This window comes from Micromonospora sp. WMMD558, from assembly GCF_049315255.1.
Classification (GTDB): Bacteria; Actinomycetota; Actinomycetes; order Mycobacteriales; family Micromonosporaceae; genus Micromonospora.
On sequence record NZ_CP186061.1, the window covers coordinates 27,674 to 39,701 of the forward strand.

Consider the following 12,028-nt stretch of genomic DNA (forward strand, 5'->3'; position numbering starts at 1 on the left):
GTGGAGCAACGCCGTCCCCCGGTGGGCTCCGTTCAAGAAGGAGAAGAGTATGCGTATCAAGCGCGTGGCGGCGGTCGCCGCGGTCGCCGCCCTCTCGTTCGCGATGACCGCCTGCGGCGGCGACAGCGAGACGGGCTCCGGCGGTTCGGGCGCCAGTGGCATCGTGGGCAAGGCCGAGGGCCAGAAGAAGCTCGTGATCGGCGTCAAGGCGGACCAGCCCGGCCTGGGCCTGCAGACCGGCAGCCAGTACGAGGGCTTCGACGTCGAGATCGCGAAGATCATCGCCAAGGGCCTGGGCGTCGAAGAGGGCAACATCGAGTGGAAGACCACGGTGTCGGCCAACCGCGAGCCGTTCATCCAGCAGGGCACGGTGGACCTGGTCGTGGCCACGTACACGATCAACGATGAGCGGAAGAAGAAGGTCAACTTCGCCGGGCCGTACTTCATCGCCGGCCAGGACCTGCTGGTGAAGGCCGACTCGACCATCACCGGCCCGGAGCAGCTCGACGGCAAGACCGTCTGCTCGGTGTCCGGCTCCACCCCGGCCAAGCGGATTCAGACCGACTACCCGAAGGCCAAGCTGCAGCAGTTCGACTCGTACTCGAAGTGCCTGCCGGGCCTGGAGAACGGCCAGGTCGACGCGGTGACCACCGACGACATCATCCTCGCCGGCTACGCCGCCCAGGATCAGTACGCCGGCAAGTTCAAGGTGGTCGGCAAGACCTTCTCCGATGAGCCGTACGGCATTGGCCTCAAGAAGGAGGACAAGACCGGCTGCGAGAAGGTCAACGAGATCCTGAAGGCCGCGGCGGCCGACGGCAGCTACAAGGCCGCGTGGGACAAGACCCTGGGTAAGAGCGGCAAGGCCGCGCCCGAGCTGGACACCACCAAGCTGACCAACTGCGGCAGCGTCTGACCGGTTCCGGGGCCGGCATCCCACGTGGATGCCGGCCCCGGCCTGTCACCCCCGCCTCGACGCCACAGGAGCCGAAGCATGCACGTATTCGCTGATCCGACGAACTTCGACGCGTACCTGTCGGGCTTTCTCTGGATTTTGAAGCTGACCGGCGCGTCGGCGGTCTTCGCCCTGGTGATCGGCGTGCTGCTGGCCGCGATGCGGGTGTCCCCCGTGCCGGTGCTGCGGGGCTTCGGGGCGGCCTGGGTCAACATCTTCCGCAACACCCCGCTCACGCTCGTCGTGTTCTTCTGCTACTTCGGTCTCTTCTCGACGCTGGGCCTGAGCCTCGCCGAAGACCTCAACCTGAACAATTACTGGCTCGGCGTAATCGGTCTCTCCGTCTACACCGCCGCGTTCGTCTGCGAGGCCGTGCGCTCCGGCGTCAACACCGTACCGACGGGCCAGGCCGAGGCGGCCCGCGCGATCGGGCTGACCTTCGCCCAGACGCTGCGGATCGTGGTGTTGCCCCAGGCGACCCGCTCGGTTATCGCGCCGTTCGGCAGCATCCTCATCGCCCTGTGCAAGAACGCCACGATCGTCGGCACCATCGGCCTGATGGAGTCCTCCAACGTGATGAAGGACCTCATCAACAGCAACGGCGACGCGGTCATCCCGATCTTCCTGGTCTTCGCGGGGACCTTCGCCGCGATCCTCATCCCCACCGGCTACTTCTTCGGCTGGCTGGCCAACCGTCTGGCGGTGAAGCGCTGATGAGCACCAGCTCCGTCCTCTACGACCACCCGGGGCCCCGCGCCCGCGTCCGCAACCGGGTGCTCAGCGTCGTCTTCGGCATCGGCGTGGCCGTGCTGCTCTGGTGGATCTACTCGAAGTTCGACGAGGCCGGCCAGTGGGAGGCCGCGCTCTGGACGCCGTTCACCGAGCCGGCGACCTGGACCCAGTTCATCCTGCCGGGCCTGTGGGCCACGCTGAAGGCGGCGGCGGTCGGCATGGTGCTCTCCCTCGCCTTCGGCATCATCTTCGCCGTCGGCCGCCTCTCCGACCACTGGTGGATCAGCGTCCCCGCCGGTGCGGTCGTGGAGTTCTTCCGGGCCGTCCCGCTGCTGCTGATGATCTTCTTCGTCTTCTACGGCGTGCCGTTCCTGATCCAGGGGCCGGTGAGCGCCTTCTGGGCGGTGGTCATCGGGCTGACCCTCTACAACGGGTCGGTGCTCGCCGAGGCGTTCCGCGCCGGCATCCGGTCCGTGCCCGGCGGTCAGTCCGAGGCCGCGTACGCGATCGGCATGCGCAAGAGCCAGGTCATGCAGCTCATCCTGATCCCGCAGGCCGCCCGGGCCATGCTCCCGATCATCGTCAGCCAGCTCGTGGTGCTGCTCAAGGACACCGCCCTCGGCTACATCGTGGCCTACCCGGAGCTGCTCCAGCGCGGCGTCAACGACCTCGCGGCCAACAAGGGCAACATCGTGGCGGCGGCGATGGTGGCGGCTGTCATCTACATCGTGATCAACTCGCTGCTCACCGCCCTCGCCGGCTGGCTCGACCGGCGAAGCCGCGCCCGCGGCTTCCGGATGCCGAGACAGACCCGCCGTGACCTGGCTCCGGACTCGGCACCCGAGGGCGGGTCCACCGTCACCGAGCCGCAGGGCTGAGGACGCCCGCCCGGGCTGCCCCTACCGGTGGGGGCAGCCCGCCGACGTCGTCCGGACCGCGTGCCGATGGCCGCTGCGATCGCCCCGCCGCGATAAGCCGGCCGCCGGTAGCAGCGACGAGCGGGTGAACCGGCTCAGCGGGCGATCTCGGTGACGCGGGACTCGCGGACCACGGTGACCCGGATCTGACCGGGATAGGTCAGCTCCTCCTCGATCTGCTTGGCCACGTCCCGGGCCAGCACGGCGGCGCCGATGTCGTCGACGTCCTCCGGCTTCACCATCACCCGGATCTCCCGGCCGGCCTGCATGGCGAAGACCTTCTCCACGCCGAGCTTGCCGGCCGCGATCTCCTCGATCCGCTCCAGGCGCTTGACGTACGCCTCGAGGCTCTCCCGCCGGGCACCCGGGCGGCCGCCAGAGCACGCGTCGGACGCCTGCGTGAGCACCGCCTCGATGGTCTGCGGCGGCACCTCGTTGTGGTGCGCCTCGATGGCGTGGACGACGTCCTCGCTCTCGCCGTACTTGCGGGCGACGTCGGCGCCGATGATCGCGTGACTGCCCTCCACCTCGTGGGTGAGCGCCTTGCCGATGTCGTGCAGGAACGCGCAGCGCTTGATCGTCGGCACGTCCAGCCGCAGCTCCGCCGCCATGGTGCCGGCGATGTGGGCGGTCTCGACGAGGTGCTTGAGGACGTTCTGCCCGTACGACGTGCGGTAGCGCAGCCGACCGAGCAGGGTGACCAGCTCCGGGTGGATCTCGGTGATGCCGACCTCGACCAGGGCGTCCTCGGCCGCCCGCTGGCAGAGCTGCTCCACCTCGTGCCGGGCCAGGTCGTAGACCTCCTCGATGCGGTGCGGGTGGATCCGGCCGTCCAGCACCAGCTTCTCCAGCGTGAGCCGGCCGACCTCGCGACGCACCGGGTCGAAGCAGGAGAGCAGCACCGCCTCCGGGGTGTCGTCGATGATCAGGTTGACGCCGGTGACCGATTCGAAGGCCCGGATGTTGCGCCCCTCGCGGCCGATGATCCGGCCTTTCATCTCGTCGCCGGGCAGGTGCAGCACGCTGACCACGCTCTCCGCGGTCTGTTCGCTGGCGACCCGCTGGATGGCGTCCACGACGATGTGGCGGGCGCGGTCCTCGGCGGTGCTGCGCGCGTCGGACTCGATGTCCCGGACCAGCAGCGCGGCCTCCCGCTTGGCCTGCACCTCGATCGCCTCGATCAGCTCCGCGCGGGCGGCGTCCGCGGTCAGCCCGGCTACCCGCTCCAACTCCCGGCGACGGTGCTCCTCCGCCAGCGTCAGCTCCACCTCCCGCTCGGCGAGGGCGGACTCGCGGGCCGCGAGAGCGGCGCTGGCGGCGCTGAGCTGCCGCTCCCGTTCGGCGAGCCGCTCCACCTCCTCGGTGTGCATCCGCTCCCGCTCGTCCATCCGGGCGGCCCGGCGCTCCACCTCGGCGGCCTGCTCCCGGGTCGTCGCGGCGAGGACCGCGACCTCCCGCTCACCGCTGCGCCGCGCGGTGGTTCGCAGCTGCTCGGCGTCGGCCTCGGCCTGCTTGTGGGCCCGCTCCAGGATGGTGTCCGCCTCGGCCCGAGCGTCGTCGAGCACCCGGCGCGCTTCCGCCCGCGCGGCTTTCGCCTCCGCCTTGGCGGCCGCCGCCTCGGCCCGTGCCGCCGCGGCGGCCGACTTCGCCACGTCGATCGTGCTGTTCGCCTCGTCCGCCGCCGAGCGGAGCGCGGCGAGGGACTGCTCCTGGCGGTCCTTCTCAGCGATGAAGGCCGGGTCCTCCGGGGCCGGCGCCGTCCCGAGCCGCCGCACCACGCGGACGCCGAGCAGCACCGCCCCGAGCACGACCAGCGTCAGCACCAGGACGGCCACGAGGAGGACGACGTCGAAAGGGCTCATGCCACACCCCCGCCGGCCCGTGCCGCGACCGGCGCCGATGAGGATCCGGGAGCCCTTCGGCCCGTCCAGGGGCCGTTCTCCTCCACGACCTTCCACGCTCGGGACGGCACGGCGGCAGCTGCGGAAGACCGTGCGCCGGGCCCGCCGGCCCGCGTGCTCATGCCGGTCTCCCTGGTGACACCTGCCGCCTAGCCATGGCGCGCCTCCCCTGAACGTCGCGCCGCAGGCACGTGCCGGTGGGCACGCTCCTGCGGCTCTGGACGCCCGACCGGAGCGGCTGGCCATGGGTAGCGCTCCCCGCCGGCGGTGCCCGGGCGGCATCGTCGGCGGTCACGTGCAGTTGTCACGTCGGCTCCGGACCGGCCCGTCCGGAGCTGACAGCAGGACCGACTGGGTCGGCCAAAGTGATGCTGTTCTGTTACGCGATCTATGTTGTGCGCTTAGCCTGCGCTGGTCGGGCAATGTGAGCCTGTATGGCGAGGCTAGGTCTCCGGGGGCGGTCTGGTCAAGAACTCATGATCAAACCCCCCGAACGGAGAGAATCTGCGAGGCGACTCTCCGCTGATCAGAGGCAGGACAGCGGCGGACAAACGCGGACACGCCGCCGGGCCGTTCCGGCCGGTCGAGGCGGGTTGGTGACAGCCGGCGCCGCCAGCCGTCGGTTGCGGGCGGGGCCGCTGGCGTACGCCGGTCAGTCGAGTGTGCGGCTCTCCCGGTCAAGATCACCCTCGGCGTCGGCGAGGGCGTCCTCGTCGATATGGTCGGCGAACTCGGCCGCCTCGGCGCTCTGCGCCGCGAGGGCGTCCTTCACCGCGCGGATCGCCACCCCCGGCGAGTAGCCCTTGCGGGCCAGCATGCCGACCAACCGGCGGAACACCGCGTCCGGCTCACCCCGTGCGGTGCGAAGCTTCCGCTCCGCCAGGGCGCGGGCGGTCTCGGCCTCGGTCTCGTCGTCCAACTCGCCGAGCGCCGCCTTGGCGGCGTCCCCGTCGACGCCACGCTGGCGCAGCTCGGTGGCGAGCGCCCGGCGGGCGAGACCCCGGCCGGCGTGGCGGCTGGAGACCCAGGCACGGGCGAAGGCGGCGTCGTCGATGATGCCGACCTCGTCGTACCGGTCGAGGACCGCCGAGGCGACCTCCTCGGAGATGCCCCGCTTCGCCAGCGCGCCGGCGAGCTCGGCACGGGTGCGCGGGCGTACGGCGAGCTGACGCAGGCAGATCTCCCGGGCCACCTCGGCCTCGTCACGGGGCGGAGTGACCTCGGCATTGGTCTCGGTGGCCCGGCCACGGCGACCCCGGCGCGGTGCGGGGGTCGTGGCGTCCCCCGTGCGGGGCGGGCCGGCGTCCCAGCCTCGCCCCGTACGGGCGCGTCGTGATGCCACGGGTCAGGATCAGAAGTCGACCGGCGGCAGCTCCGGGCCACCGGCGGCGTCGCCCGCACCGATCCCGACGCCGAGCTTCTCCAGGATCTTCTTCTCGATCTCGGCGGCCACGTCCGGGTTCTCCCGGAGGAACTCGCGGGCCTTCTCCTTGCCCTGGCCGAGCTGGTCCCCGTCGTACGTGTACCACGCGCCGGACTTGCGGATGATCGCCTGCTCGACGCCGACGTCGATCAGCGAGCCCTCGCGGGAGATGCCCTTGCCGTACATGATGTCGAACTCGGCCTGCTTGAACGGCGCGGCGACCTTGTTCTTCACGACCTTGACCCGGGTGCGGTTGCCGACCACGTCGGTGCCGTCCTTGAGGCTCTCGATGCGACGCACGTCGAGCCGGACCGAGGCGTAGAACTTGAGCGCCCGACCACCGGTGGTGGTCTCGGGACTTCCAAACATGACGCCGATCTTCTCGCGGAGCTGGTTGATGAAGATCGCCGTCGTGCCGGTGTTGTTGAGCACACCGGTCATCTTGCGCAGCGCCTGGCTCATCAGCCGGGCCTGGAGACCCACGTGGCTGTCGCCCATCTCGCCCTCGATCTCGGCGCGCGGCACCAGCGCGGCGACCGAGTCGATGACGATGATGTCGAGCGCGCCGGAGCGGACCAGCATGTCCGCGATCTCCAACGCCTGCTCGCCGGTGTCCGGCTGGGAGACCAGCAGGGCGTCGGTGTCGACGCCGAGGGCCTTCGCGTACTCCGGGTCGAGCGCGTGCTCGGCGTCGACGAAGGCCGCGATGCCGCCGGCCCGCTGGGCGTTCGCCACCGCGTGGAGGGCGACGGTGGTGTTGTGTGAGAGCACCCCATTGGCGAGGAAGCTGTGGGTTCCCGGCAACATGACGTCGAAGGTCGGCTGAGCGCCAGCGTCGACGACCTCGACCACCTCCTCGTAGGTGTACCTGGAGGTCGCGAGATGCCGAAGGTGCGCCACGATGGCTCTCCCTGACGCCGACAGGCGCGCCTGCCGCCGTTCCCCCCACTCGACGATTTTCATCAGCCGGGTGCGGGAGCAGGCCAGACCGAAGTCCGTACGGAAGAGGTCGCCTGCGATTCGGTCGAACTCCCGATCACCCCCACAGTCGTCACGAAGATCCTGGATGAGTCCCTTGAGATGCGGGGCGTTCTCGAACTGGGCATCGCGCTTACTGACTTGGAAGCAGCGCTCAACCTGCGCGCGGCGCCGCGCGGAGCGGAACCCGACCTCCGCGAGGAACCGGTGCGCAACGGACGGGTTGACCGTGACGGTCCAGTAGTCGCGCTGGTACTTCTCGTTCCACTTGGCGGAGACGGTGTTCGGGATGTTGAGCCCGTAGAGCAGCAACTGAACCTCGCGGGCCAGTTGCTCGGAAGCGGTGCCGAGCCCGATCGTGGAACTCTCGTCGATCCACCCGTCGCCCTCGAACAGCGCCGACAAGAACGCGCGCTGCATCTTGTGGCCAGCGGTGCGCACCCGGTAAGGGACGCTCTTGCCGTGTGCCGTCACGTAGTCGAGGCCGTACTCCTCCGCAAGGCGCTTGCGGAACTCCCCGCCCGAGACGACGAACTCCTTGTTGTCGTAGTTGCGGACCTCGACACCGAACGTCTGCTCCATGAGGCGGCAGTACTCACCGCTCACCTCGGGATCCCAATTGGTGAACCGGACGCTGTGCTCGTAGCCGAGTGAGCCCTCGGCGACGAGATAGCCCAGGATCACGGCCTCGTCCTCGGAGAGGCCATCGCCGAGGGCCGCCTCCGAGGCACCGAAGGTGGCCGACACCAGGAAGTCGCCAGGACGGATGCTGCCGACGGTGCGCCAGGCGATGAATCCCCGCTCGGTGATCACCCGCAGCGGGTGGTTCTTTGTCGCGGTCAGGGTGCGCCCGGAACGCAGCCCGAGCTTGATCACCCGCTTGCGGTTGTTGTGGGTCAGTGCCGCTACCGGTTCGAGCTCACCCCGCTCGTTGACCATCCGCACACCGAGGTCGCGGATGTCGGTGACCCGACTCGTGCAACTCACCGGCTGGCCACAGCGCGCGAAGAGTTCCTCGACGGTCTCGAGTCCGCGGTCCGTCCAGAGGTGCGTATCAGCGGTGAGGCACTTACCGCTGGACTCCGGGCCGTAGATCTCGACGACCCGGCCGCGGGGCAGGCCGCCCACGCCGAGCGCCACGTCGAGCGCGATGGAGCCGGTCGGGACCACCGCGGTCTGGATGACCGGGCGCTCGCCCAGCCGCATCACCGAGCCCTTGCCGAACTGCTTGTCGATCTGAGCGAGAGCAAGGTCGAGTGCCTTCTCCCGGTCTGGCGCTGCCGCCATCGTTGCCACCCCTGCCTTCGCCGGCGTCTTTGCTGAGCTTCGCGTCACGCGGACACGCTAGGCGCTGGGTCCGACAGAAAACCAGCGACGAGGCCGCGAGCTGTGGACGAGCACCCCGCTGTGGACAATAGCCGAACAGGTGTACGACCGGGCAAGCGACACGCGGACGCGGAGAAAAGGCTGCTCAGCGTAGCCGGGCCGGCACCCGGTCGGGGTACGCGGCGACGACGGCCCGCCACACGACGTGCGTCTCCTCACCCGCGGCGAGGGCCTGCTCGATCGTCCGCCCACCGAGTTGGGACAGCACCTGGTCGCTGGCGATGCTGGCCGCGTACCCCGGGCCGAACGCCTCCTCCAGTCGCGCCCAGAAGTCGGTCAGCCGCACGTGTCAGTCCTCCTTGTCGGGTGTCCCCGCGGACACCGGACGCAACGCTAGCGCCACCAGGGGCACCACCGCGATCGCCGCCAGCAGGGTGAGCACCGGATAGCCGGCAGCCTGCATGACAAACCCGCTGACCGCGGCGGCGCCGGCGCCGGACAGCCCCATGACCAGGTCGGAGAACCCCTGCACGCTCGGGCGCACGGCCAACGGCACCGACTCCGACAGCAGCGTGGAGCCGGCCACCATGGTGCCGGACCAGCCCAGCCCCAGCAGGACGAGACCGATCGAGAGCCGGGGCGTGTGGTGACCGGCGGCGCCGGCGACCGCGCACGCGGCGAGCAGCACCGCCGCTCCGCCGAGGATGACCGCCCGCCGCCCGAGCCGGTCGGTGAGCCAGCCCACCAGCGGGGACAGGGCGTACATGCCGGCGATGTGCAGGCTCAGCACGATGCCGACCACCCGGAGGACGTCGGCGTCGCCGTGCGACTGGTCGAGCCGTACCGGGGTCATCGACATCACCGCCACCATCACCACGTGACCGACCGCCACCGCGGCGATGCCGAGCCGGGCCGCCGGGAGCCCGCGTACCACCTGCCAGGCCGCCCGCATCCCGGCGCCGCGCCGGGCGGCCGGGGCCCCGACGGTGGCCGTGGCCGGCGGAGCGACCGGCGCGTCGGTGGCCGCGGGCGGCAGGGCGGCGGGGGCCCCGAGCGTGGCCGCGGGCGGCGAGGCGGCGGGGGCCTCGACGGCGCCGGGCGGCGGAGCGACCGGCGCGTCGGCCGCCGCCAGCCGGCGCGCGGTGAGCAGCGGGTCGGGCCGCAGCAGTGCGAGGAGTACGCCGGCGGCGAGCACGAACGCGGCGGCGCTGAAGGCGAACGGACCGGCCAGCGGCGGCAGCCCCCACCCGCTGGTGACCTCGTCGGCGAGCGCGGCGAAGTTCGGTGCGGCCACGGCGCCGATCGTGGTGGCCCAGACGACGATCGAGAGCTGGCGACCCCGGCGGGCCGGGTCGGCCAGATCCACGGCGGTGTACCGGGCCTGGAGGTTCGCGGCGGTGCCCCCGCCGAAGAACAGCATGCCGAGGAAGAGCAGCGGCACGGAGCGGGTGACCGTGGCGGCCACGACGAGCACCGCGCCGACCGCGCCGACCAGGTAGGCGACGACCAGCCCCGGCCGGCGGCCGTGCCCGTTCATGATCCGCGTGACCGGGACGGCCAGCAGCGCACCGCCCACCACGGCGGCGCTCTGTGCCAGGCCGGCGACCGCGGTGCCGGCGACCCGGGCGGCGAGCAGCGCCCCGACCGCGACGCCGATGGTCACGCCGATGCCGCCGATGACCTGGGTGCCGAAGAGCAGGCGCAGGGTCCGCCGCTGGATCGGCGCGACGTCGGGCCGGACCGGCGCCGGCGCGGTCAGGTCGGTGGCCATCGGCGACTCCCGGAGACGTAAGGGGTAGACGGCGTGCCTATCCTTGCGCATCCGCCCCGGCCGACGGCATCAGGTCCGCGACTTCGACACCCGCCCTAAAGGCCGAGGCCACGACCGATGATCTCCTTCATGATCTCGGTGGTGCCGCCGTAGATGGTCTGCACCCGGCCGTCCAGCCAGGCCTTCGCCACCGGGTACTCCAGCATGAAGCCGTACCCGCCGTGCAACTGGACGCAACGGTCGGCGACCTTGTTCTGCAGCTCGGTGGTCCACCACTTGGCCTTGGCCGCGTCGGTCACCGAGAGGCGCCCGGCGTTGAACTCGGTGACGCAGTGGTTGACGAACGTCCGCGCGATCGTCACCTCGGTGTCGAGCTCGGCCAGCAGGAAGCGGTTGTGCTGGAACTTCCCGATCGGCCGGCCGAACGCCTCCCGGCTGCGGGCGTAGTCCAGGGTGACGGCGAGCAGCTTCTCCGCGGCGGCCACGGCGGCGACCGCGATGCTGAGGCGCTCCCGGGGCAGGTTCGCCATCAGGTGGTAGAAGCCGTGGTTCTCGGTGCCGATCAGGTTCTCCGCCGGCACCCGGCAGTCGTCGAAGAACAGCTCCGCCGTGTCGTTGGCCTTGAGGCCGACCTTGGCCAGCCGCCGCCCCCGGCTGAAGCCGGGCGTGCCGGTCTCCACGGCGATCAGGCTCACCCCGTGCGCGCCCTGGTCGGCGGTCCGGGCGACGACCAGCACCAGGTCGGCCATCTCACCGTTCGTGATGAACGTCTTCTGTCCGTTGAGGACCCAGCTGTCGCCGTCGCGGACCGCGCTGGTACGGACGCCGGCCAGGTCGGAACCGGCGCCGGGCTCGCTCATCGCGATCGCGGTGACGAGGTCGCCGGAGCAGAAGCCGGGCAGCCACCGCTTGCGCTGGTCGTCGGTGGTCAGCTCGGTGAGGTACGGCGCCACGACGTCGTTGTGCAGGCCGAACCCGAGCCCGGAACAGCCCGCGGCGACGATCTCCTCGACCAGCACCGCGTTGAACCGGAAGTCCTGCTGACCGCCACCGCCGTACTCCGGGTCGACGTCCATGCCGAGCAGCCCGGCCGACCCGGCCTTGCGCCACACCTCCCGGTCGACGATCCCCGCCGCCTCCCAGCGCTCGTGGTGCGGCACGGCCTCGCGGGTCAGGAACTCCCGGCACAGGTCGCGGAACTCGTCGTGGTCCCGCTCGTACAGATGCTGCTCCATGGCGGCAAGTGTGGCACCGCTCACCCGTCCTGCCCAGCGGGCCCCGGCACCGCCCGGGGATCAGGCGGCGAGGGCGCGGGCGGCGACGGTCAGGTCGGCGACCAGGCCCTCGTAGGCGACGTCCCGGTTGTCCGCGCGAAGCACCGCGGACGGGTGGATGGTGGCCAGGAGGCTGGCCCGCGGGGCGTCCGCCACCCTGCCGGCGCTGTCCACCGGCACCCGTTTGAAGTGCTCCGGGTACTGCGCGGCGTCCGGCCAGGGCAGCAGCTCCCCGCGCTGCTTCGTGACCCGGAACGCCGGACCGAGCAGCGCCTTGGCGGCGGTCGCCCCGAGGACCACCACGACGTCCGGGCTCAGCTTGGCGAACTCGGCGACCAGCCAGGGGCGGCAGGCGACGATGTGCACGCGGTCCGGGGTCTGGTGGATGCGCCGCTTGCCCCGTAGCTCGAACCGGAAGTGCTTGACGGCGTTCGTCAGGTAGATGTGCCCCGGGTCGAGCCCGGCGTCGTCGACCGCCTGTCGGAGCAGCCGCCCGGCCGGGCCGACGAACGGCAGCCCCTTCTGGTCCTCCATGTCACCGGGCTGCTCGCCGACGAGGACGACCCGGGCACTCTCGTCGCCGCGACCGAAGACGGTCTGCGAGGCGTCCTGGTGGAGCTCGCAGCCCCGGCAGCCGGCGGCGGCGACCCGCAGGGCGTCGAGCGTGTCGGCCTTCGGCGGGATGAACAGCTGGGCGCCGGGCGCGGTCTCGGTCTCGGCCATGACGACCGTTCTACCCCGTGTGGCCCCA

General features: G+C 71.2%; 10 protein-coding genes and 1 pseudogene. 3 read left to right on the forward strand and 8 right to left on the reverse strand.

From position 1 onward, the window contains the following. Positions 1-49 precede the first annotated feature (49 nt). The 3 genes from ACN26Y_RS00170 (at position 50) to ACN26Y_RS00180 (ending at position 2,565) form a co-directional block, all read left to right on the forward strand. Positions 50-916, forward strand: a complete 867-nt coding sequence (locus ACN26Y_RS00170; RefSeq protein ID WP_155333482.1) for a glutamate ABC transporter substrate-binding protein — start codon at positions 50-52, stop codon at positions 914-916. Positions 917-994: 78 nt separating this feature from the next. Next, positions 995-1,669, forward strand: coding sequence for an amino acid ABC transporter permease (locus tag ACN26Y_RS00175; RefSeq protein ID WP_155333483.1), 675 nt, complete (start codon positions 995-997; stop codon positions 1,667-1,669). Continuing rightward, positions 1,669-2,565 carry an amino acid ABC transporter permease gene (locus ACN26Y_RS00180; RefSeq protein ID WP_422734044.1) on the forward strand — a complete coding sequence of 299 codons (897 nt, stop codon included), beginning with the start codon at positions 1,669-1,671 and terminating at the stop codon, positions 2,563-2,565. Before ACN26Y_RS00175 ends, ACN26Y_RS00180 begins: the two co-directional genes overlap by 1 nt. Before the next feature lie 134 nt (positions 2,566-2,699). Here ACN26Y_RS00180 and rny read toward each other — a convergent pair whose 3' ends face one another. The 8 genes and pseudogenes from rny to ACN26Y_RS00220 form a co-directional block, all read right to left on the reverse strand. Then, positions 2,700-4,466: a ribonuclease Y gene (gene rny / locus ACN26Y_RS00185; RefSeq protein ID WP_422734045.1), complete on the reverse strand. Its 1,767-nt coding sequence runs from the start codon at positions 4,464-4,466 to the stop codon at positions 2,700-2,702. Positions 4,467-5,157: 691 nt separating this feature from the next. Continuing rightward, positions 5,158-5,847: a regulatory protein RecX gene (locus ACN26Y_RS00190; RefSeq protein WP_155333486.1), complete on the reverse strand. Its 690-nt coding sequence runs from the start codon at positions 5,845-5,847 to the stop codon at positions 5,158-5,160. Between the two features lie 9 nt (positions 5,848-5,856). Then, the gene (gene recA / locus ACN26Y_RS00195; protein WP_422734992.1) at positions 5,857-8,001 is read right to left on the reverse strand and encodes a recombinase RecA; all 2,145 of its coding nucleotides are present in this window, start codon (positions 7,999-8,001) and stop codon (positions 5,857-5,859) included. After that, positions 7,981-8,193, reverse strand: a pseudogene (locus ACN26Y_RS00200) (DNA recombination/repair protein RecA); the annotation flags it as partial. The gene recA and the pseudogene ACN26Y_RS00200, both read right to left, overlap by 21 nt. Before the next feature lie 184 nt (positions 8,194-8,377). Beyond that, on the reverse strand, positions 8,378-8,578 hold the full coding sequence (locus ACN26Y_RS00205; protein ID WP_073832642.1) for a DUF3046 domain-containing protein: 201 nt from the start codon (positions 8,576-8,578) through the stop codon (positions 8,378-8,380). A gap of 3 nt (positions 8,579-8,581) precedes the next feature. After that, a complete protein-coding gene (locus tag ACN26Y_RS00210) occupies positions 8,582-10,003 on the reverse strand; it encodes an MFS transporter (RefSeq protein ID WP_155333488.1) in 1,422 nt (473 codons plus the stop codon). 95 nt (positions 10,004-10,098) lie between these two features. Beyond that, entirely contained in the window at positions 10,099-11,238 is a 1,140-nt protein-coding gene (locus ACN26Y_RS00215; RefSeq protein ID WP_155333489.1) for an acyl-CoA dehydrogenase family protein, read from the reverse strand. 60 nt (positions 11,239-11,298) lie between these two features. Next, positions 11,299-12,000, reverse strand: coding sequence for a UdgX family uracil-DNA binding protein (locus ACN26Y_RS00220; protein WP_422734046.1), 702 nt, complete (start codon positions 11,998-12,000; stop codon positions 11,299-11,301). Between the last annotated feature and the right edge of the window lie 28 nt (positions 12,001-12,028).